A 22,012-nucleotide genomic window follows, 5' to 3' on the forward strand; every position below is an offset into this window, starting at 1 on the left:
GTTATGGGCGGATTCAAGGGGTGGCAGGTCGCCGTAGTGCAAAAGCCGGTCGCCGCCGTGCGCTTCGTCGCCTGTCAGGCCGCGTAACTTGATCTCACGGCGCACGAAGACGCCGAAATCCATAATAACAATCTGCCCAGGGCCCCACCATGAACCGACTGATCAGCCGTAACGTACTTGCACTCAGCGTCACCGCTATTTTGAGCTCCAACGTGATGGCAGCGGATGCCGCATCCTGTCAGAACGTGCGCATGGGCGTGGTGAACTGGACCGATGTCATCGCCACCAGCGCCATGACCCAAGTGTTGCTCGACGGCCTCGGCTACAAGACCAAACAGACCAGCGCTTCCCAGCAGATCATCTTCGCAGGCATCCGCGACCAGCGCCTGGACCTGTTCCTGGGCTACTGGAATCCGCTGATGACCCAGACCATCACCCCGTTCGTTGAGGCGAAGACAGTCAAGGTCCTCGACAAACCAAGTCTGGAAGACGCCCGCGCCACCCTCGCCGTCCCTGACTATCTTGCAGAAAAGGGCCTGAAGACCTTTGCCGATATTGCCAGATTCGAGAAGGAGCTGGGCGGCAAGATTTACGGCATCGAGCCGGGTTCAGGCGCCAATACGCAGATCAAGGCGATGATCGCCAAAAACCAGTTCGGCCTGGGCAAGTTCCAGCTGGTGGAATCCAGCGAAGCCGGCATGCTCGCCGCCGTAGACCGCGCCGTGCGTCGTAAGGAAGCCGTGGTATTTTTCGGCTGGGCGCCGCACCCGATGAACGTCAATTTGAAAATGACGTACCTGAACGGCAGTGACGGCGCTCTGGGACCCAACGAGGGCATGGCCACCGTGTGGACCGTCACTTCGCCGACTTATGCCGAACAGTGCCCCAACGTGCACAAATTGCTGACCAACCTGACGTTCACTTCCGCGGACGAGAGCCGGATGATGCAGCCGATACTGGATCACAAGGACGCACTCGAGTCCGCCAGGCAGTGGCTCAAGGACAATCCGAAAGATCTGGCGCGCTGGCTGGAAGGCGTCACCACCTTCGACGGTAAACCGGCAGCGGCGAACCTTCAATTGAGCAGTAAATAACCTGATTTGAACCCCCGTTTCGCGGTCATCCCTGACCGCGAACGGCATCTCCACGTCTGTAAGGAGCCAACCCATGAACCACGACGTCATCATCACCTGCGCACTCACCGGTGCTGGCGACACGACCGCCAGAAGCCCTCACGTACCGGTCACGCCCAAACAAATCGCTGCAGCCGCAGTCGAGGCCGCCAAGGCAGGTGCGACGGTGGTGCACTGCCATGTGCGCGACCCGCACACCGGCAAATTCAGTCGCGACGTGGCCTTGTACCGCGAAGTGATGGAGCGTATCCGGGAGGCCGATATCGACATTATCGTCAACCTCACCGCTGGTATGGGTGGCGATCTGGAGATTGGCAGCGGCGAGCACCCGATGGAGTTTGGTCCCAACACCGATCTTGTCGGGCCGCTGACGCGTCTGGCCCACGTCGAGGAACTGCTGCCGGAAATCTGCACCCTCGACTGCGGCACCCTGAACTTTGGTGATGGCGACACTATTTATGTGTCCACTCCGTCGCAATTGCGTGCCGGTGCCAAGCGTATCCAGGCACTGGGCGTGAAGGCTGAGCTGGAAATTTTCGATACCGGCCACCTGTGGTTCGCCAAGCAGATGATCAAGGAAGGGCTGCTCGATAACCCGCTGTTCCAGCTGTGCCTGGGTATTCCATGGGGCGCACCGGCCGACACCACCACCATGAAAGCCATGGTCGATAACCTGCCCGCCGACGCGGTGTGGGCCGGTTTTGGCATCGGCCGCATGCAGATGCCGATGGCCGCGCAAGCGGTGTTGCTGGGCGGCAACGTGCGGGTCGGCCTGGAGGACAACCTGTGGCTGGACAAGGGCGTGCTTGCCACCAATGGCCAACTCGTGGAACGCGCCAGTGAAATTCTCAGCCGCCTTGGCGCGCGGGTCATGACCCCGGCGGAAGGCCGCATCAAGATGGGCCTTACCAAGCGCTGCTAACGCCTGCACGACTCCAACGTCATAGGACCGGCTTTAGCCGGGAGGGAGGTATTTCTGATGAAAAAATGCAGCGTACGCATTGCCCTCCTCCCGGCTAAAGCCGGTCCTACAAATGCGCTTTAAAAGATCCCGCAAGGGACCGGCTTGTACATCGAATCACAGCACTCTTCAGGAACGTCGCCATGAGCTTTATCACTGAAATCAAAACCTTCGCCGCGCTCGGCAGCGGCGTCATCGGCAGCGGCTGGGTGTCCCGCGCCCTCGCCCATGGCCTGGATGTGGTCGCCTGGGACCCTGCGCCCGGTGCCGAAGCCGCGCTGCGCAAACGTGTTGCCAATGCCTGGGGCGCCCTGGAGCAACAGGGCCTGGCGCCCGGTGCATCCCAGACCCGCTTGCGCTTTGTCGCCACTATCGAAGAATGTGTCAGAGACGCCGACTTCATCCAGGAAAGCGCCCCGGAACGCCTGGAATTGAAACTGGATTTGCACAGCAGGATCAGCGCGGCAGCCAGGCCGAATGTATTGATTGGTTCAAGTACGTCCGGGCTGCTGCCAAGTGCATTCTACGAAGGTTCCGTGAATCCGGAGCGCTGCGTGGTCGGCCATCCGTTCAATCCGGTGTACCTGCTGCCATTGGTTGAAGTGGTGGGCGGCAAAAACACCGCTCCGGAGGCTATTCAAGCGGCGATCAAGGTGTATGAATCCCTCGGCATGCGCCCGCTGCATGTGCGTAAGGAAGTCCCCGGCTTTATCGCTGATCGCTTGCTCGAAGCGCTATGGCGCGAGGCGCTGCACCTAGTCAATGACGGCGTGGCGACCACCGGCGAAATCGATGACGCGATTCGCTTCGGTGCCGGGTTGCGCTGGTCGTTCATGGGCACCTTTCTCACCTACACATTGGCAGGTGGCGACGCGGGCATGCGTCACTTCATGGCGCAGTTCGGCCCGGCGTTGCAGTTGCCGTGGACCTACCTGACTGCGCCGGATCTGACCGAAAAACTGATCGACGATGTGGTCGACGGCACGAGTGATCAGCTAGGTGAACGCAGTATTTCAGAGCTGGAGCGCTACCGTGATGATTGTTTGCTCGCCGTGCTGGAGGCGGTGAAAACTACCAAAATCAAGCACGGCATGACCTTTGCCGAATAACCCTCGGGAGCTGGCGGCGGTGAGTTGTGCACCCATAGTTTCGCGCCCCCCCCTTCCACGTAGGACCGGCTTTAGCCGGGAGGGCGCCGGGAAATACGTTAAATATCTTTCGCAAGAAATATCGCCCTCCCGGCTAAAGCCGGTCCTACAGGAATCGCCAAAATGCCAGCACTGACTACCTATACCACCCAAGTTGAACCCGCCTGGGTCGACTATAACGGCCACCTTCGCGACGCGTTCTACCTGCTGATCTTCAGCTACGCCACTGACGGGCTGATGGATGCTCTGGGCCTGGACAGTGATAACCGCGAAGTCAGCGGTCACTCGCTGTTCACTCTGGAATTGCACCTGAATTATCTGCACGAAGTCAAACTCGGCGCCGAGGTTGAGGTGCATACCCAATTGATTGCCTTCGACGCCAAGCGCCTGCACCTCTATCACAGCCTGCATCTGGTCGGCGATGACATGGAACTGGCTGGTAATGAGCAGATGTTGTTACACGTAGACCTGGCCGGCCCGCACGCAACCGTTTTTACCGAGGCCACACGGGAAAAACTTGATGCGATAAGCGCTGAACAATCCGAGCTGCCAAGGCCCGCCCTGCTCGGCCGAGTCATTGGTTTGCACGCAAAAGTTTGAGGAGGTTTGCATGCAAACCACAGCCCGATAATCAGCTCCCTTCGAACAACCCAAGATAGCGTAAACCGTTATAACTATTTTCAGGTGGGACGCTGATTACCCCATCACCGTCGGTGTACCAGAAAATCGCGTTGGCTTCGGTGATGCCTAAGGCTGCGCAGGCAGCCTTGGCTCTATCCCAATCACTTGCATCAATCGGAGCGTCCTGCAGGATTTCATCAACCGTGACCAGGTTGTCGCGCCGCGGGATGATGCCGATAAAATCTTCGTCATACCATTTGATGCCCACATCCTTGCAGAACCCGCAGATCCGGTAGTCAGGATCATCAAAGCCATCCTCCGTGGAGTAATCCAGTTCAAAATATCTTTGATATTCGCTTTCGGGCGCAAAGCTAGTGCCTATCCACACATGGACCTTGTCATAATTATCGAAATCGTACGTGATCATTGACGCACCCTTGTATGTTTGGCGCCAGGGCTTTTCGAACATTGAACCGCCCCGCCGCTACCAGTCGCCCCGCCACTGTTCAAGAAACTCAGTGTCTCTGGACAGGCCGACTCTTTCCCCTAATTGGTACAGCACCTCCATCAGGGACTCGCGCTCTACCGTTTCAATCTCATCTTCAAACTGATTGATGTGCAGCACTGCTTTTTCGAACAGCGGCAGCGCGCGATCAGCCGCATCGGCGCCCTGTAATTTCAGCACTTCAGCATAAAGTGCAGAGACCACAGGATAAATTTTAGCCAGAAGCTCTTCATCCCCTTCCAGCAACTGAAGTCCCGTTTTTACATCCGGTTCAGGCATCAAAGCCTCGGCGCTTTTCTTGCGAGACAAAAGCAGCGCCTCTGGAGTTTTTAGTGCCGGAAAAATAAATTGCTTGCTGTCATCCCAGTTGATCGCCGTGTCGTAAAAAAACCGCAGCCTTTCCTGCAGTTTGACCGGGTCGCCGGCAACGCCGCAGAAGTCATGACTTTCAATGATCTCAAGGTCTTTCTCAGGGCATAGATCAGACTTCAGCACCCTCGCCCCGATACTCGAGTAACGGTCGCTCAGTTCTATGAGGTCAGCGGTGTATGTGTCCTCTGAGACCCATCTGAAACTCAGCATTTTTTTGAGTATCGGGCGTTCATTGACCTTCACTTCACCTGCGGCTAAAAAACGCAGGAAAAGTTTCTTGACCGGCTTGGAGGCAATAAAGAGGCAGAACAGAATGGGACTGTTATTTAAATCAACGCCCTCCCATTCATCGACCGTTCTGAAGGTGTCAAAAAACTCCATCAAGCCATGTTCTCGCATCTGGGCAAGGGTATAAACACCCTCAGCCACTTCAACAACGAGCACGGCATCATCAACCCACTTGATTGTTTTCACTGTTTAGACGCCTCTTTTCTTAGGTTCAACCTTGCGGTTGAGCAACCAACTTAGCTTCTTCCATGAACCCGTGTTCAATCAGGTAGCGCTTCCCACCACTGATGACATAGCTCTTGAAACCTTCCCGCGACAATTCAAAATCTGCAGTAGCGAGGTTACGAAAAAGCGTAGGACGCGCGCTCTTGTAAAGAAACAGGATGTCGTTCCCGACTTTACCTACCAGTGGCTTGGCGTAGGTGGTGTTCTGGCACTCCATTATTTCCCCGGTGCAGTGCCCGCTCAGCCATTCAACCTTGGTGAGATCGATGGGTGGGAGCGACCATTCACCAATGAAAAGATGCTGGTTATCCCTGGCATACGAGTAGCGCTGCAACTTATCTTTGGCATTGAGATTGACCGCTGAATAGTCACCGAAAGGAAAAATGACTTCAAAACTCTTGGGGTCGGCGCCTTCAATCCGGGTAGCACCGAGATATACCGTGGTGCTGTCCATTGAGTAAGCAGCGACTTGATTCGCCTGATCAGGCGTCAAGCCAGCCTGACTGGAGCGTGCGACTCGAAAGTGTGCCGCATCGGTACTGAGCAACCAGAATGTGCGTCGTTCGAACGTTTCGTGGATTTGCAACCTGGCAGGCAGGTAACACACCGGGTTGAGCCCCTGCGCTACTGATCCAACGCCTGTACCGCTGCAGGGGCTTTCGCGCTCGCGGGACACTGCACCCAAGTACACGCGGCCATCAACGATCTGGAAACTGTCTTTTCGCACAGCATCTTTCTCCTTCGAACAGTCGCGCTCCCGATCAGGTGGGCGAGGGTTCGCGAAGGTCTCGGCAAAGGTCGTATCAAACCAGCTTTCGGTACAGCTGAACGTCTCAAACGCCTGACTCGTCAGCGGCAGCCAACACGTAAAACACAGCACCACTATTTGCGCCGTCGAACAGCGTTCCAGGGCACGACTTCTGTTTGGCATTTCCTGCTCCATGCACAGCAACCTGTTGACGCCGCCAAGGGGTGGCGCGCCTGTTCACTCGACCAGCGTTAACGCACCATCGACATACCGCACCTCGCGCCCCAGCCACGCGGGGTCTACATCGGGCATCACCGCCGAGGGCTTACGAAGCTCACGCAGCAGGGTCGAGCCATGTGACAGACGCCCTCCCATGCGTGCAATCACCGCACGGGCATTCTGATAATGAGCGTGACGCCCGGGGTCCAGAGTGTCCTCGAGCAAAATATCCTCACCCAGAACACCCTGCACTTGCCCCGGATAAATCATGAACCCGGCGGCGTGTTCGGTTCCCTCACTGCCGTCCTGCCAAAAACTGCCAGCACGGTTGCGAACATCCGCGTGCGGCTCAAACCAGTAAGCTCGTTCAGTCATTGGCATGGCGTGATGCAGACGAAAAAACACCCTCATCAGATTGTCGCGATACCACTCTCGCACTTGCAGATAATAGCCACGCAGACCGGGCAAACCGGCGCAATGCGCCAGTTTTATAGCGCTCGACCATGTCGGGAATGGCTGCAACGGCAGGTCTGTCAAAGGCGGACGAGCAGTAGCCGGATCAGTTTCCCACGGCAAGCGATGAGGACAGTGCTCAAGGTCATGGTAAGCGGTCGGCGGGCGGCCAAAGAGGTCGCCGCCACTGCTGGCAAGTGCGGTTGCAATGCACAGGTTGCCCTGCACCACGAACACATAAAAACGGGTGAACCAGTCGGCAAACTGCCTGCCATCAGCATCTTGTGCCTGGAGGGCGCTGAGTTCCCGGTCAAAACGCTGCAATTGCTTTTCCAGCGTCAGCAAATGCCCGCGCGCGATGCGTTGCATGCGCAGGAACAGTGGCAGCGAACGCAGCAATCGCATGGGCCGCCAAGGCAGGTGCGGCGTTGCGCCGCCGACTTCACCGGCGTAGCTGCTGGAGGCAACGCCCCAGTCGGCCAGGCGAGCGAGAAACAGATCATTGTTGATATAGGAAGCACCGCCGAACAAGGCGGTAAACGGTTCGTTGTCCTGCAACACCCGAGGATCCCAGCGCGCCATGATTGCCGGAATACTGCCAGCAGCGCGGCGCTGAGCGTACTCCACCAGACGGCTGGGCTGAGGCGGCAGGATCTCGGCGATGTTGGCCGCGGTCAAGTGACGACGCCAGCCGTAATCACTGATCGGTCGATACTGCAGCAGCCACAGTTGTCGGCCGTCCCACGCCCACTCGACATCGCCCGGCACATAGTGAAAGACCCGCAGTACACCTTGCAGAAAGTCCCAGAGTTTTTCCTGGGTCAAACCGTGAGCTGACTTGAACGCGTGACTGCTCCAGGACTCACCCAGACGGGAAATAACAGCGCGCTCAGGGCTTGCCTGGCCGTCAGCCAGAGATTCAAGGTGGCCCTCGACCCACTCCAGCTCGACGGCCAGGTGGCGAACGAAAGCAATTCCGGAAAGCACCGGCGTGATGAACCGCTGCACAACCACTTCTTCAACACCCGCGTCGTGCAGCTCGGCGATACGCGCAGATACGTTAAGCGCAGGTTCGCGCAGGAAAGTAGTGCTCAGGCCCGCGTTCGCAGAGTCGGCCTGGTCCTCGCCAAAACTGGAGGAGCGCACCGCCCAAGTGGCATCCGGCTGGCTGGAAAGAAATGCAGACAGACCGTGATCGTCTCCCTTTACCAGTGACAACGCCGGCGGTACCGGTTGCCCGGCGCAGGCGGCCAGACGCAAGCGTCCACCTTTGGTATGGGCGACAAACCCGCGCTGCTTCGATTCCAGCCATTGTACAAATGCGGCTGGCGAATCGATCCACGGATAATGGCCCCAGCCCGGCTGCAAACTGATGGTCAGGTCAGCGCGGGCCAGAATAGCCGACCATGCCGCTGCCTGCTCAATGCCCAACACTCCATCCTGATCGCCCCACACCAGCTCGATCGGGTCTTGCACCCACTCCAGCAAAGGCAGCGCGGTGTCGGCCCGCAACAAGTCCCAATACGGCATGAACGCACGGCAGCGGGCATACCCGTCACCCATGCGCTGATAGTGACTGGCGGGCCAGGGCTGCCGGGGGAACTTGCGGGCAAACAATGNCTGCCGGGAGAACTTGCGGGCAAACAATGTGGGCTTGTTGGCCAATAGCCAATGGATGGTTTTGCGAATCGGCAGTGGCGACATCAATGCAGGCAAACGACGTTGCCAGAGAAACGCACCCACCGGCGCCAGCAAGACGCTCCTGCAGAAATGCCCAGGCCGACGTTGCAGCGCATGCATCACCAGCAGAGCATTGACCCCCACCGCCACGATAGCGCTGCCGCTCACGGTCGCGGCTAACAGTGCCTCGGAGTAGCTCGCCAGGTCTTCGCAAGGCGGCTCAGGGTTGCTGCCAAAGCCTGGCAGCTCCAGGGCGGTAACCTGATAGTGCTCGAAGTAAGGCAGCGCGTCGTCCCACCATTCGGCGCTACTGCCGTTGCCCGCCAACAGATACAGAAGTGGCTTGCTCATGCGCGCGCCTCAAGTAAAGTCGCCATGCTCAGAAGCATTCGGTCAGACATTGCTGGGTCCCTGCCCTATGGCGCCACGTTGATGCTTACGGTCAAGGCGATACAGCCACACCAAAGGTGGCAGCAGCATGAGCAGTGCAAAAGTGTCGAGCCACAGATGCGACCAGACCCCGACTTGAATTGAGAGCAGTATGTCCTGAGGCGCCCAGAGCACCAGACCTGCAATCAACCAACCCCAGACCATCGGCGTTTTCTGGCGATTGCCAATGTGCACCAGGGCCAGCATGTATAACGAATAGCTTTGCAGCGTCGCGCCAAACAAGGCGAGCCACCACGTCTGTTGAGCCCGGGCAGACGTCGGCGCCGCGCCAGTCCAGAAAACCTCTTCAAGGGAGCTCAGGTAATTATCGAACAGGCCTGACTGAGCGGTCCATGTGAGTACCATGCTCGCCAGCAAATGCCCTGACACCATCACATAAAGCCACATCACCAACGAGCGTCGGCGAGTAAGAAATGAGTACGACATTCTGCGTCCTGCAGCGTCCGTTGAAGACGCCATTTAAAGGTTTGCTAACGGGCTAAGTACATTAACCCTCGCCCGCACGGGGGCTGATCGAGAAACCTTGCGACGTAACCGCTTCACCATTAGGGCATCAGGTTTTGGTCGAAGCCCTTTTAGCAGCCTCGGCTTTGAGCGCTTTGGTTTTACCGTGCTCTGCCAGCAACTCCAGCGTTTGTTTGCTGGCCCTGGGATGATTGAGCAGGTACTCGTGGAAGAGTTTGTTGCCGGCCCGAATGAGCTGCAAAACAACCGTAGGTTCGTTGTAGTCTTCTTCAAAGCGCATCATCTGGCTTTCCAGCCGATAGTGCCCTTCAGCGGTTTGCTCCGAAGTGTCCTGAGCGAAAAGCTGCACCCGTAATTCATCCTGCTCCAGCACGTGTACAAATAAAAACACGGTGGTAACAAAGGTCAGGGATTTACGATTGGTCGCGGTTTGCGGAAGGTACACCTGTGAACAGAAATGGAACATTTGTCCGTTACAGGCCGGGATGCTGGCCTCGGACGCATTCCATCTGGGTGGGCGACGCAGAAAGAGAATGTCTTTCTTTTTGATCATGTCAACGCAAACAGGCCGCGTGGCCTCCCCTTTGCGGCTGTACGTCACTTCTCCATTTTGTGAGAGTGGGTGGTAAATCAGCGTTCCACTGTTCAGTTGTTTCTCTATGACCAGGTAATGAACCGAGAACAATTCACCATATTCAGGGTGGACTTCACCGGTACTGACTTTGCCGCCAAACAGATAGAGTTCCCTTTCAATCTGGCTGCCCAGAATCTCCAGGTCTGCTTGCTCGAGTTTAATCCGCTCGATAAATACAGCCTGGTTGCCTTGTATCTCTGGCCAGGGAATGTCCAGCATCGGATCCTTGCCGTTCATGTCTACGCAGATCATGGCTGCTTCAGGTGCATTGTTCACGCTGTCGACCTTTCCCAATGAACAGGATCTCCTGATATTGACAGGCCCGAGCGCACATGCGATGCGATCAGGCCAGACAACAACCTTACTTCTGGTCAAGGAACTCTGTCAGGAACCACTGCGGACGGCCGGTCATGGACAACTCGTCGTTGTAGCTGACACGCAGTTCATGGCTTTCACCAGGCAGGTAAAGCTCGCCATTATCTCGATCAAGTCGCAGTACTTCGTAGGGCTTGCCGTCCCTCTGAACGGAATAACGAGTGTCCTTGTTGGTGTTCTCGACTTTCATCTTCTGAATGCGCAAGTTCCACTCGTGATCGACACCCGCCACCTGCACCAATGCTTCATTGGCAGACCGATCGCCGATGCGCAGGACCCAGACCTTGACGCCCTTCTCGCCACTGTAAGCGAAAATTTTATCAGCGACTTCCGGGCGGGCCTCTTCGGCCATTGCAACGGATGAACCCAACAGGCAGATACTGAAAAGCACTGCCCAAACACTCCTGATGACTGACATCGATTGTCTTCCTTAGCGAGAAAAAGTCCGGGGATAATACATAAATAAAAACATTAATGAAGCGTGGATAACGCATCCAGTCCGCTGTCAGTCACTGGACTTCTGCGTTGCCACTTGAAGTTGTGAACTTCCACACACCGCTCGACGGTTTCATTCCAGACGACTTCAAACCCAGCAGCTTTCAACACTGTGGCCAACCGTTGCCCCACCTTGAGAGCCTGTGCAGGATCATCGTTGATCGCCCCAAAGGCGATGTACAGAACATCACTCTTAACCACGCATTCAACGTCTTGCCCATGATAAAAGCAAAAGCCGTGGTAATGATCATCGGGGGCTTCGTCAAGCACTTCAGCCACTTCCGTAAAACCATCCGACGTCTCATAGCCCGCATTCTGGAGGGCACAGATACCGTCTTCATGGAGGTGATAGAACACATCATCGAGTCGATCGCAGGCAGTTACCTGCGGCCAGTTACGCTCTGCGTCGAGCTTGCGTTGCAGCTCCGGCAGGATCAACGCCTTCAGCGCGGGAACATCACAGTCGCCGTCAATAATGTCATCGATCATCGCGTGCATTTCTTCAGCCGTGTAGAAGCCAGACGACACCCACATCCGTATGCTGTCCGCAACGTACTCATTACTGTCTGCCATTGACACCTCGCCAGCGTAAACAATCAATACTGATACTGTTGTCTCTGGTGACTGATCAGCCAATAAAAACTGCACATCCTTGCATGCGCCTGTCATGGACTCATGAATCGGGTTGTAGTTCTCTATGCATGTTTTTTACTCAGGAAAAACCTCCTGCTGGCGCGAAAACTTGTTTATGCCCGATTGATCCTGAAATCCCATTGATCAAAATTTGCCTCATCACGCACAACCGGCAACGACTCGACAGTCGTGATGCCCAACTCATACACGCTGCTTGGGAAGCCTTCATTCAATTCGCTGAAGCCAGTGATGCTCAATGCGTAGAGCCCCGGCGAAATATCCAGATAGTCACTGTTCGCCAGGCGGTCCGAGAGCCGGGCTTTGTAATTCAGAAAGAACTCAGGCTCCCAATCCGTCAAGGCATTCAGATCGGCAACAATCAACAGGCCACTGATGATATTCAATGGTATATCCGTGTATCGAAAAACCGCCTCGCTGCATTGTTCAAAGGGAAACGTGAGCTCATCACGCAAACGAAATACATAGTCTTCTTCGGGCAGCGGATACAAGGGCACCACCGCACCGCTCTGCACAGCCAACCGCCCTGTTTCGCTTTTTTCGACGAACACCTCAAAGAGGTTTGAAGCATCAGGACACTGCTCAGCGATAAAACGGTGCAACACGACGGGGTCGAAAATCACCACACCGGGGCTGAAGGTTTCTATGTTTGCCTCAGTTTTCATTCGTCACTTCCACAAAATTTACGCAGTCTGTAGGACCGGCTTTAGCCGGGAGGTCGTCAGAGTATTCGCCAGATTTTATTCGGCAAAAATACGGCTCTCCCGGCTAAAGCCAGTCCTACAAGATCAGGATCAACGACAGGATGCACCAGCCTCTTCGCGAGAATTGTCATTGCAGGGAGATATCGAATCTCTCACCGATTACTCGAGCGTGCCAGTATTGAACCAACATTTCAAAAGGTGATCTCAAATGGCTACGTTCAGCCCTCAGGCTAATTAATTAACAGTAACGCGCCGTCAACCAGGGATAGGGAATAGATTAATGATTGTCGGAATTGACCTGGGCACCACTAACAGTCTGGTTGCCGTCTGGCATAACGATGCCAGCGTGCTGGTGCCCAATGTACTGGGCCATGTCCTGACCCCTTCGGTCGTAGGGCTGGATGAGGAAGGCCGGATACTGGTTGGCCAGGCTGCACGCGAGCGCCTGCATACTCATCCCGGCCAGACCGCAGCGTTGTTCAAACGACACATGGGCAGCGCCCATACCGTTCAATTGGGTTCACGGTCATTTCGCCCCGAGGAATTGTCGGCGCTGGTACTGCGCAGTCTCAAGGAAGATGTTGAGCGCGCTTACGGCGAACCGGTGACCGAGGCTGTCATCAGCGTCCCGGCCTATTTCAGTGATGCCCAGCGCAAGGCCACCCGCATCGCGGGTGAACTGGCCGGGCTGAAAGTCGACAAACTGATCAACGAACCGACCGCAGCCGCATTGGCCTATGGCTTGCCTCAGCGCGACAAAGAGACTTCGTTCCTGGTCTTCGACCTGGGCGGCGGCACCTTTGATGTGTCAATTCTTGAGCTCTTCGACGGCGTCGTGGAGGTCCGTGCCAGCGCCGGCGACAACTACCTGGGCGGTGAAGACTTCGACCATTTGCTGGCCGAGCGCTTCATCCAGACCCAACGCGATCAGCCTGATTTTCCGGCACCACAGTCGATCATCCAGCCGCTACGCCGCGAAGCCGAACGCGTGCGCCAGGCACTGGGGCAGGATAACGACAGCGAGTTCGTTTTGCGGGTAGATGGCAAAGAGTGGAAGCACGTTTTCACCCAGGACGATATGAGCACCTTGTTTGCGCCCTTGCTTGAACGTCTGCGCAACCCCATCGAACGCGCGTTGCGTGATGCCAAAATCCGCATCAACGAACTCGACGAAGTATTGCTGGTGGGCGGCACCACACGTATGCCGCTGGTTCGTAAACTTGCCGCCGGCCTGTTCGGTCGTTTTCCTTCGATTCATCTCAACCCTGACGAAGCCGTGGCTCACGGCGCAGCCATACAGGCTGCGTTGAAATCACGCAGTGCTGCACTTGAGGAAGTGATACTTACGGACGTCTGCTCTTACACCATGGGCATCGAGATTTCGCAAAGAGTCGGCAGGGAGCGTGAGGGCGGCCACTATTTACCGATCATTGAACGCAACAGCACGGTCCCGGTGAGCCGGGTTAAAACTGTGTCGACGGTTGATGATTTTCAGGACAGTGTGATGGTCTGCATTTACCAGGGCGAAAGTCGTCTGGTGCGCGACAACATTGCCTTGGGTGAACTGGATATTCCCGTCCCACCACAAAAAGGCCCCGTGGACCTCGACGTACGCTTTACCTACGACAACAATGGCATTCTGGAATGTCAGGTCAGCATTCCCCTGACCGGCGAGCAGCATGTACTGGTCATCGAAAATAACCCGGGCGTATTGAGCAGCAAAGAAATTGCCGAGCGTCTGCAAGCGCTTGCCGAACTGAAAGTGCATCCCCGTGATCAGCAAATCAATACGCTGCTGGTCGCCCGTCTTGAGCGCATGTATCAGGAGAGCCTGGGCGATCTTCGTGAGGAGATTGACCGCTGTGCGAATCGGTTTCAGCAGGCATTGGCAACCCAGGACGAACACATCATTCGTCAGGCCCGTAGTGACCTGAGCGAGCGCATCGCGCGGCTGGAAAGAGGCGGCGGGTACTGAGCCATGGTGTCGACTTTCGATTGCTGGGAAGTACTGGGCCTGCCCGCCGGATCCGATGAGCGCAGCATCAAGCGCCAATACGCCAGACAGCTAAAGACCACGCGCCCGGACGAAGATCCGGTCGCCTTCCAGCGACTGCGTGAAGCGTATGAGCAAGCCTTGCAGATCATGCGTGATGGCGGCCTGGACGAGAGCGAGCAAGCTGCTGCTGACTTCATGGCTGAACCCTTTGTTGTCAGAAGCCACCCCCATGAGCCTCTAAACCCGACACCTTCACCCTACGAGCAAGCCGTCGAGCTGTTGTCCGGATTTGATGACGCAGACGTTGAGCAGTATTGGGATAAAGCCTCGGCCAAAGGCTGTGGGCCTGAGTTCGAGCGTCTTCTGTTCCAGCGATGTGCAGACCACCCTGAAGCGCACACTGCGCTATTGACGTGGGGTCTGGAAAAACGTCAATGGCTGACGCCGTGGCAGCAGATCATTGGTGGCGAGTTTCAGCAACAACGGCTTGCCTTTGCTCTCACCACAGTGCTTTATAACCGCCTTGATCAGCACATGGCTGCAGGCGAAGACGCGTATTTTTTCGACTGCCTGGAGCAGCACAGCCGTCAAGGCTGGCTCAGTGATTTTTCACGCCGCCAGGCACTGCAGGTGCACGTCCTGAATCTGTTCCTCAACACTGAAAGCTGGTCGCCCGCACTGTTCCAGCGCGTCTGCCAGTTGTTCGGCTGGGATGATGAAGCGGCAGTGGTGCCCATTGCGGATAAGTCATGGCAATACCTGCGTCGGCGCTGCGAGCAACAAGCCTGGCTTAACGAGTTACGTAGCCTCATGCAACTGCGCGAACAACAACCCAGTGCGCGCGCCAATGCCGCGACTCTGTTTCTGCTCTGCACCGCCCCTGCACAGCAAGCGCAACTGGCTGCTGATTTTGGCGAGGAAGACTGGCACGCCTGCGAACAACTGTCAGGGATTTTTGCCAGTCAGTACCCTGACCTGCTGGGAATATTCCCTAACCACAACCCCAGGTTCTGGGAGGCACTTGTCGTACACAAGGCGCCGCCCTACGGGCTGAAACGCAGCGCCTGCGTCATCACCCTCGGCCTGATACTGAACAGCATGGATCAACCCGACTTCATGTTCACGGTCACAATAATCCTGCTGCCACTCTATATCGCGGGCGGTGTGTTGGCGGCTTATGTCGGTAAATGGTTGCTGACCCATTGGGCCTCGCTGACGCAATACCTGTATGACGTGGATCTGCAAATCAGCCTATGGTGTGTGCGACACAAGCTGATCAAGGATCGTCGTTATCTGGTGATTCGTAACAGCGGCGGTTATTTAGCACTCGGATTTCTAATCTGGAAGTTGCTCGGGATACTCGGCCTCGCAACTTACGTGTTGACCGGGGCCATAGGCCTGCTGCGGTTTACCGGCTCCGCGCCGACAGACCGTCAGTACCGCTGGCGAAAGCCGTTGCAGGCGATCTATCGGATTGCCGGACTCAGCCCGTTGCAATGGCTGTTTGGTGTTTCAATGCTGTGTGTCATCGGCTATGTGCAACTGCACATGCCCGGCACCGTGCTGACTAAAAGTTGATGGCTGCGCATCAAGGGCTGTGGGGGAACTGGTTGTGGACATAAGCATCCAGTAGCCCCGTTACCCACGCAGAGTCCGTATTGCTTTCGAGGTGATAAGCAATCAGACCGAAATCATCGCTGACATAGCCTGCAAGCTCGGCATTGTCCGAGACTGAAAAAACATTTTTGAATACCCACTCTCTCAACAGGGTGATGTTTTCAATCACCTCACCGGTCAGTGGAGTGCTTTGCACAATGAGGCGATGCTGGGTCCATTGCTCATCAAACCCCGCCTCATCGCGGGCATCAAGCATAGAGTCCCAGTCAGGGTTGCCTGCACACAACGCTTCAAAAAAACCGTCTGCGCGAACGAGACTCCACAATGCATTCAAATCTCGAACAATCATGAAAAACATCTCCGGAAATCCACAACTGAGGACACGCAGCACTCAGTGCCCCCATTACAAAACTGTTGCACGACGTCTTTAGGGCATGAGCATATCGCACTGAGATCGACTTTGGTCATCACCTGCATGACTTGCTCTTCGTGACTCATATGTACCTTCTGAATGGAGCAACACATGAAATACGACGATGCTGCCTGGCACTACCTGGGCACCTTCCCCAAGCATCTGCCAAAAGCGGCTGGCGCCACTCATATCGGTATGTTTCTCGCGTGGATGCTGATGAATAACCTGGCCAGCGAAGAACTGGAAGATGACGCCGAGAGCGAACTTGCCCAACTCAAGGCTCGCACCCTCACCGGCGCACAGTTTCTAATGACCGTACTGGACGAAAAGCTGACCGACCAGGAGTTCTCTGAAACCGGCAATGCATTTGCCGTTGCCTATTACGAAGGTTTGAACAACGACAGTCGTTACGTCGATGACTACTTGCTGACCTTTGGCGTCAGCATTAAAACCCTCTACAGCGTAGAGGACAGCTGGGCCCATTACGACCAACTGTCTGCCGCCATGGATTCAAGATTTACGGCCTGGAATGCAGCCGGGCGGCCCGAACATATTATTTGAACGAGCCTGGCGACGAGCATTACGCTTTTCTTCAACATCAACGTACGGTCAGAGGGAAATAGCATGGATGAGTCGTTGCAGGCATTTGAACGGTTTGTAGCGCAATTCAATGCTTGGCCTGGCTCGCTCGGGGCCCTCACCTTTAACGCCGCCCCGGCTAATCTTCCGGCCATCGCCGAGATGCCGCAAGCGGGCCTGATGCGCAGGTATTTCGAGCACATAGACCTCTCGGCCGACCCCATGATTGGCGCAGACTTCGGCCTGGAACTTTATGGCCCACTGAGGCTGGAACAAGCACAGCAAGGTTGGCATGTCACAGACGATGAAGACCCTGCGTGGGGCTGGAAAGAAGGCTTCACCGTTTTCGCAGATCGCAATGGCGATGTGCTGGTTTATGACCGCCACGATGCCTGTTCTGCCATTTACGGATCGATTCAGAAAAGGTCGTTCAAGGTCGCTTCAGATATCGTTTCATTGCTCAACGCCTTACAAGCCGGGATCACGGTGCAATTGCAGGAATTCAACGATGACACCCTCGACGACGACCTGAATCCCAAACCTGCCTTTCTGGATAGAGTCAGGGACGTAGTAGGCAACGTTGAGGGCGCCGACGTGGATGGCTTTATGAAGTTCTTTTTTGAATGAACACGTGGAGTTAATCTCCTATTCAGTAGCCGCCTCAGGCTTTTAATTCAATGGGTGTACTCCAATGAGCTTGCGCTACGACTACAAAAATCCGCCTGCGAGTGCCGAAGACATCGCTATGGCCATGCAGCAGTGCGATATAAAACCGGAGGCATGGATAACCGGGTTCTGGGCACAGTGCAACGGCGCGATGATCGAAGACCTTGTGCTCATTTATTCCACGGACCACATCGCTGAACGGCAAGAGACCTACGACATAGCGACGTCTTTTCCTGATCACCTGCTCATTGGTGACGACTCTGGCGGTCGCTTTGTATTACTGGAGCGCTCGGCAGAGCCTCGGTTTTACCTGCAGGACTCGGGAAATCCTTTCATCGATGACGCAGAGGTTTTTTCATCCCTTGAGGCATTGATCAAAGCTGTCGTTGAAGAGGACTGAGCGTAATCAAATGGAAGACATCGACCCCGTACACGACCTAATCCACCAGCCTGACTATCAGGCGCTATCCGCGCAGCAACAAAGACTGGTGATCGCCAGCTATACGCTCAGAAGTCTGCGTCTGGTCGAGATGTTTGATCGTCGTTATAACCAATGTCTGGCAGATCTTTTTTGCCACGGTTTATCGGTCTACATCGCCGGACGAGCCAGCGAGAGCAGCGACCTGCACGCAAATATCGAGGCCCACATACCTGATACTGATGAGTTCAGTGAGCAGGAAGCGAGCTATGCACAAAACGCGTTTATCGCCCTGTTTTATCTGATAGAAGCGACAGCCACCGGCGACGCTGCTCTATTGCAGCGTAGTATCAACATGACCCTGGAAAACGTTGATTTGCTGTACTACGAGCGCGACCCTGACTACCTACAAATGGAACTGACGGCCGCAGAGCAGCATGTTCTCGCTAACTTGCTGGAGCAGGCAGCAGCCACTTCTTCGGCAGAGCCCGCCACCTTTGAATTAATCGAAGCAATGACTTCACCCCATAGGCTGTGATTGTTTTTCAACCTGATGGAATGATTAGATACCGCTGCTTGAACAGCCTGAGTGAGGCCTGATGAAAACTTACAGCATTCGCGAAGTACTGCAGAATATCGCAGACATGCCTGACAGCTGGTTCTACTTGCCAGCGACTCAATGGACGCTGGACACCCGCGGCGCGTTCTCATTGGACAGCCGGGATTTCGCTCCGGATTCCACCGATTACCTGCCCCCGCAGGTGGCCAGCGAAGGTTGGGTAGCGGCACTGGAAAAGGCCATGATTGAGGACGTCATCTTCAACGCCGACCAGCAATTGACTCACGCATCGCTGGAGAACTACTTCCAGGCGTTCGAATTCTTTTACCAAAACGATGCGTTCATGGAATTTCAGCCAGACCCGCGCTGATGAACGATGATCGTTAGCCATAAGCCGTCACGAGAACCCCATGTCGACTTTGAACATTGAGCAGTTTCAACGGGATGTCCTGAAGGCGTCCATGAGCGCCATCGAACAGTTTCGAGCGGACTTCCCGAACGCAAAGGTCTGCGGATTCGCGCTGTATTCCGATGGCGATGCACGAACGCTGGTACCCGCCTTTAACACTCAAGACCATTTGGAACGTGTCAAAGCTGAATATCCCGAGGAATGGCAATACCTCAAGTGGTATCCCGCCGAATGGAGCCACGAAGCCTACGCCGGGGATTACTTCAACGATCTGTGCAAAATGCTCTGGAACCTTGCCGACGCGACCACCGAGGACAATTTCGTGGCACATCGCAAACATGTATTCGAGCAATCTGTCATCGCCCTGAAAAAGCTGACAACGACCTTCGACAATGCCATTTACGTGTTTGCGGTTTCGGACTTTGAGTGCCCGGAAGACGAGATTGCCTGGGTTACCGCTCTCAACACTCCAGACCAGGCCGACGAATTCAGGACATGGATGGAGTCACCCTCCAGCTGAAACCGCGAATACCGGGATATCCAATAGTTATACAAGGACTTGAATCATGAGCATCGTCGATACCTACCTCGCCGGCCTGCACAAAGCCTTACCAGCCGAACAACTCAATGAGCTGAAACGTGCACACGGCGCTTCAGCGGCTGACCTGCAGCGGCTCACCGATCGTTATCCGTTGTGCCCGGCAAGCCTTCTTGAATTGCTCGGCCAGATCGACGGCACGCATTACCGGGATTATCCGGACGGCAGAGTCATGGTCCTGATACTGGGCTCCGATGTATTCGAGTACCCCTACTACCTCAGTTCGGTCGATCAGATCCTTGAAGAAATTGAGACTTACACCCGAAGCATTGAACAAATTTATGCAGGCTATCTTGACGAACCCGACCTCGTCGGCCCCGGGATCGACATAACGCTGGGCATGCATGAGCGTCTGTGTTTCTCGCACTGCATGAACAATGGCGGCAGTTCCAGACTGTATATCGACTTTAATCCAGGGCCCGGCGGCAATGTGGGTCAGGTCGTGCGCTTTCTTCACGATCCTGACAGTTACAAGGTGATTGCGCCGAGCTTCGATCAGTACCTGCAACAGTTGATTGACGATAATTACGCCTTCGTTTTCGAGGATGAAGACTACTGACGTTTTGTAAGTCCAGGGTTTTACAGCTCAGCCTGGACGATAAACGTGGCAACCTGAATCCAGTTTTTCTTTTTAAAGGCACCCCATCATGAGCCTCGTCGAAACTTATCTTGCCGGTCTGCGCGAGGTGTTACCGGCCGAAGATCTCGATCTACTGAAGCACGCACACGGTGCTTCTGCGGCAGACTTGCAGCGGCTCACCGAACGTTATCCGTTGTGCCCGGCTAGCCTGTTGCAACTGCTTGGCCATTTCGACGGCACGCATTGGGAATACCCGGACGACGAGTCCGTAGTACTGATGCTGGGCTCCGATCTGGCGGGTTTGCCTTACTACCTGAATTCGGTAGAAGACATCCTTGCCGAGGCTGACGGCTTTTGTACCGAAAGCATCGACGAAATTTATGAAGGCTGGCCGGATGAGGAAGGCGAGCTGGCCGGAGAAGGCATTGATCGCACGGTGGGCATGAACGAGCGGCTTTGCTTTTCAAATTGCCTCAACAACGGGGGCACTTCCAGACTGTATATTGATTTCAATCCGTCACCGGGCGGGACAGTGGGTCAGATCATGCGCTTTCTGCATGACCCGGATAACTATGAAGTGATTGCGCCCAGCTTCGATCATTACCTGCAACTACTGATTGATTACGACTACCCGTTCATTCGCCGGGAGGCCTGACGCCTGCTTACTGCCAGGGAAATGAGCGATGGGTCACTCGCTGCAACGGAATCGAGAGCGCGGAAAAACGCGCCTCGATCTGCATACACTGATCGCCGTTTATGCGCTCTCCCAGACACAAGGGCAACGCCCGACATCCCGCTAGCGCACTGGCAACGTTGATTTCAAGTACCGCGCTGACCTCTCTCGCCGCGACACTCAACCGCTCAGGCGCGCATTCAGCCAGAAAAAGATCGTACTCGGCGTACAAGTCCCGCGCCAAACCAGGTTCTGCTGCCTTTGGGTCATCACCGCCGGGCACCTCCAGAAAGGCATCCCGCTCAGAGTAGTGCTCAAGGGCGATGGCGTAGTCCTCCAGGCTAGAGTGCGGCTGCTGGCGCTTCTGTACAGACAACACGTCTGCAAAAGTAGCCGCTTCCAGGCACGAGGACAGGTCATGCTGGGCGCCAAATTCCGAAACGCGACGCTCATCCTCGTCCTCATCGTCGCGCGAAACCAGGTAAAAGCGGCTATCCAGCAATGCTGTGTCGCCCTGAACGTAGACCCAGACGTATCGGTTCCATAAAGCCCGATCATCAGAGCATGCAGCAATAGCCTCGACGGTTTCGCGAAACGACTTGAGCTTGAACATCCTGCAACGTCTCCTTGCGCGTAATGAGCGGTGACTATACCAAGGCTTCAGGAAAACGGGTCTGATGAGCAGGTCCTGAGTGCATGCCAAGAAGGGGCAATGGTATCGAACACCGAACGCCGCTGATTGTTGAATCCCGCACGGACTTTTTCATCACATAAGTATCCAATTCCGATACAGGCACTGCCTTTTCAGAATCACACGTTCTCCGTTCAGGGATACCTATGACCTTCTACATTTATCTACTCGCATGCTGTGCTGCAGCCGCAACGGGCATCATCTTCAAACCCGGGGCCTGGTACGAGTCACTTCAAAAGCCAGGCTTCACCCCACCGAACTGGGCCTTCCCGGTGGCGTGGACGACGATCTATCTGCTGATCGCATGGGCAGGGTATCGCTTGACCCTGATCCCCGGCAGCGAGATCGTGCTCGCGCTTTGGGCTGCACAAATAGCGCTGAACACGTTGTGGACACCGGTATTCTTTGGCGCGCACCGCATCGCCATTGCGATGGTAGTGCTTGCGCTGCTTTGGGCAGTGGTCGCCACCATGGTCGTGATGTCTTTTCAGCTGGACATCGTTACGGGGCTCATTTTACTGCCCTATCTGGCGTGGCTCTCCGTAGCGGCAGCGCTGAATTTTTATATTCTTCGGCACAACCGTTAACGTTAATTCTGTGCGCACGGACATCACTAAAGAGCCCCGGTAGCCTGCAAAGCTACCGGGGCTCTTTGTTTCACAAGTGCTAGAAAGAGCAGCTCAGGCT

At 55.5% G+C, this 22,012-nt stretch carries 26 protein-coding genes; 15 read left to right on the forward strand and 11 right to left on the reverse strand.

Features of this window, described 5'->3' with window-relative positions; translation table 11 throughout:
* Positions 1-149: 149 nt before the first annotated feature.
* The 4 genes from AO242_RS28845 to AO242_RS28860 all read left to right on the forward strand — a co-directional run bounded on the left by AO242_RS28845 (position 150) and on the right by AO242_RS28860 (position 3,842).
* On the forward strand, positions 150-1,094 hold the full coding sequence (locus tag AO242_RS28845; RefSeq protein ID WP_099271363.1) for a choline ABC transporter substrate-binding protein: 945 nt from the start codon (positions 150-152) through the stop codon (positions 1,092-1,094).
* 73 nt (positions 1,095-1,167) lie between these two features.
* Complete coding sequence (locus tag AO242_RS28850; protein ID WP_099271364.1) at positions 1,168-2,055, forward strand: 3-keto-5-aminohexanoate cleavage protein; 888 nt, start codon at positions 1,168-1,170, stop codon at positions 2,053-2,055.
* A 182-nt stretch (positions 2,056-2,237) separates the two neighbouring features.
* Positions 2,238-3,203 (forward strand): L-carnitine dehydrogenase, encoded by a 966-nt coding sequence (locus AO242_RS28855; protein WP_099271365.1) that lies wholly within the window; start codon positions 2,238-2,240, stop codon positions 3,201-3,203.
* A gap of 162 nt (positions 3,204-3,365) precedes the next feature.
* The gene (locus AO242_RS28860; RefSeq protein ID WP_099271366.1) at positions 3,366-3,842 is read left to right on the forward strand and encodes a thioesterase family protein; all 477 of its coding nucleotides are present in this window, start codon (positions 3,366-3,368) and stop codon (positions 3,840-3,842) included.
* A gap of 31 nt (positions 3,843-3,873) precedes the next feature.
* Here AO242_RS28860 and AO242_RS28865 read toward each other — a convergent pair whose 3' ends face one another.
* The 9 genes from AO242_RS28865 to AO242_RS28905 form a co-directional block, all read right to left on the reverse strand.
* On the reverse strand, positions 3,874-4,290 hold the full coding sequence (locus tag AO242_RS28865; protein WP_099271439.1) for an immunity 22 family protein: 417 nt from the start codon (positions 4,288-4,290) through the stop codon (positions 3,874-3,876).
* 57 nt (positions 4,291-4,347) lie between these two features.
* The gene (locus tag AO242_RS29525; protein WP_176560714.1) at positions 4,348-5,214 is read right to left on the reverse strand and encodes a hypothetical protein; all 867 of its coding nucleotides are present in this window, start codon (positions 5,212-5,214) and stop codon (positions 4,348-4,350) included.
* 25 nt (positions 5,215-5,239) lie between these two features.
* Positions 5,240-6,196, reverse strand: coding sequence for a DKNYY domain-containing protein (locus tag AO242_RS28875; protein ID WP_099271367.1), 957 nt, complete (start codon positions 6,194-6,196; stop codon positions 5,240-5,242).
* Positions 6,197-6,238: 42 nt separating this feature from the next.
* Positions 6,239-8,704: an alpha/beta fold hydrolase gene (locus AO242_RS28880; protein WP_099271368.1), complete on the reverse strand. Its 2,466-nt coding sequence runs from the start codon at positions 8,702-8,704 to the stop codon at positions 6,239-6,241.
* A 42-nt stretch (positions 8,705-8,746) separates the two neighbouring features.
* The gene (locus AO242_RS28885; protein ID WP_099271369.1) at positions 8,747-9,229 is read right to left on the reverse strand and encodes a cell division protein; all 483 of its coding nucleotides are present in this window, start codon (positions 9,227-9,229) and stop codon (positions 8,747-8,749) included.
* Positions 9,230-9,356: 127 nt separating this feature from the next.
* The gene (locus tag AO242_RS28890; protein WP_141562253.1) at positions 9,357-10,178 is read right to left on the reverse strand and encodes a hypothetical protein; all 822 of its coding nucleotides are present in this window, start codon (positions 10,176-10,178) and stop codon (positions 9,357-9,359) included.
* A gap of 85 nt (positions 10,179-10,263) precedes the next feature.
* Positions 10,264-10,695, reverse strand: a complete 432-nt coding sequence (locus tag AO242_RS28895) for a hypothetical protein (RefSeq protein ID WP_049826948.1) — start codon at positions 10,693-10,695, stop codon at positions 10,264-10,266.
* Positions 10,696-10,748: 53 nt separating this feature from the next.
* On the reverse strand, positions 10,749-11,441 hold the full coding sequence (locus AO242_RS28900) for a DUF6891 domain-containing protein (RefSeq protein ID WP_257153535.1): 693 nt from the start codon (positions 11,439-11,441) through the stop codon (positions 10,749-10,751).
* 77 nt (positions 11,442-11,518) lie between these two features.
* Positions 11,519-12,049: a hypothetical protein gene (locus AO242_RS28905; protein ID WP_257153536.1), complete on the reverse strand. Its 531-nt coding sequence runs from the start codon at positions 12,047-12,049 to the stop codon at positions 11,519-11,521.
* A gap of 358 nt (positions 12,050-12,407) precedes the next feature.
* Here AO242_RS28905 and AO242_RS28910 point away from each other — a divergent pair, with 358 nt between their 5' ends.
* A complete protein-coding gene (locus AO242_RS28910) occupies positions 12,408-14,102 on the forward strand; it encodes a molecular chaperone HscC (RefSeq protein ID WP_099271372.1) in 1,695 nt (564 codons plus the stop codon).
* A 3-nt stretch (positions 14,103-14,105) separates the two neighbouring features.
* Entirely contained in the window at positions 14,106-15,701 is a 1,596-nt protein-coding gene (locus AO242_RS28915; RefSeq protein WP_099271373.1) for a J domain-containing protein, read from the forward strand.
* 10 nt (positions 15,702-15,711) lie between these two features.
* Here the strand turns inward: AO242_RS28915 and AO242_RS28920 are convergent, their stop codons facing one another.
* Positions 15,712-16,098, reverse strand: coding sequence for a hypothetical protein (locus AO242_RS28920; RefSeq protein WP_257153537.1), 387 nt, complete (start codon positions 16,096-16,098; stop codon positions 15,712-15,714).
* Positions 16,099-16,263: 165 nt separating this feature from the next.
* Between AO242_RS28920 and AO242_RS28925 the strand changes: the two genes are divergently transcribed.
* The 8 genes from AO242_RS28925 (at position 16,264) to AO242_RS28960 (ending at position 20,616) form a co-directional block, all read left to right on the forward strand.
* Entirely contained in the window at positions 16,264-16,713 is a 450-nt protein-coding gene (locus AO242_RS28925) for a DUF7832 domain-containing protein (protein WP_099271374.1), read from the forward strand.
* Positions 16,714-16,776: 63 nt separating this feature from the next.
* Positions 16,777-17,358, forward strand: a complete 582-nt coding sequence (locus tag AO242_RS28930) for a hypothetical protein (RefSeq protein ID WP_099271375.1) — start codon at positions 16,777-16,779, stop codon at positions 17,356-17,358.
* A 64-nt stretch (positions 17,359-17,422) separates the two neighbouring features.
* Positions 17,423-17,797, forward strand: coding sequence for a hypothetical protein (locus tag AO242_RS28935; RefSeq protein WP_099271376.1), 375 nt, complete (start codon positions 17,423-17,425; stop codon positions 17,795-17,797).
* Positions 17,798-17,807: 10 nt separating this feature from the next.
* Positions 17,808-18,353: a hypothetical protein gene (locus AO242_RS28940; protein ID WP_099271377.1), complete on the forward strand. Its 546-nt coding sequence runs from the start codon at positions 17,808-17,810 to the stop codon at positions 18,351-18,353.
* Positions 18,354-18,414: 61 nt separating this feature from the next.
* Positions 18,415-18,744, forward strand: coding sequence for a DUF7716 domain-containing protein (locus AO242_RS28945; RefSeq protein WP_099271378.1), 330 nt, complete (start codon positions 18,415-18,417; stop codon positions 18,742-18,744).
* A 40-nt stretch (positions 18,745-18,784) separates the two neighbouring features.
* The gene (locus AO242_RS28950) at positions 18,785-19,303 is read left to right on the forward strand and encodes a DUF4303 domain-containing protein (protein WP_099271379.1); all 519 of its coding nucleotides are present in this window, start codon (positions 18,785-18,787) and stop codon (positions 19,301-19,303) included.
* Between the two features lie 46 nt (positions 19,304-19,349).
* Positions 19,350-19,940 (forward strand): SMI1/KNR4 family protein, encoded by a 591-nt coding sequence (locus AO242_RS28955; RefSeq protein ID WP_099271380.1) that lies wholly within the window; start codon positions 19,350-19,352, stop codon positions 19,938-19,940.
* Between the two features lie 88 nt (positions 19,941-20,028).
* Entirely contained in the window at positions 20,029-20,616 is a 588-nt protein-coding gene (locus AO242_RS28960) for an SMI1/KNR4 family protein (protein WP_099271381.1), read from the forward strand.
* 7 nt (positions 20,617-20,623) lie between these two features.
* Here the strand turns inward: AO242_RS28960 and AO242_RS28965 are convergent, their stop codons facing one another.
* On the reverse strand, positions 20,624-21,247 hold the full coding sequence (locus AO242_RS28965) for a DUF7716 domain-containing protein (RefSeq protein WP_099271382.1): 624 nt from the start codon (positions 21,245-21,247) through the stop codon (positions 20,624-20,626).
* A 224-nt stretch (positions 21,248-21,471) separates the two neighbouring features.
* Here AO242_RS28965 and tspO point away from each other — a divergent pair, with 224 nt between their 5' ends.
* Entirely contained in the window at positions 21,472-21,912 is a 441-nt protein-coding gene (gene tspO / locus AO242_RS28970; RefSeq protein ID WP_099271383.1) for a tryptophan-rich sensory protein TspO, read from the forward strand.
* Positions 21,913-22,012 lie beyond the last annotated feature (100 nt).

Origin of the sequence: Pseudomonas sp. ICMP 561 (assembly GCF_002699985.1) — a bacterium.
Classification (GTDB): domain Bacteria; phylum Pseudomonadota; class Gammaproteobacteria; order Pseudomonadales; family Pseudomonadaceae; genus Aquipseudomonas; species Aquipseudomonas quasicaspiana.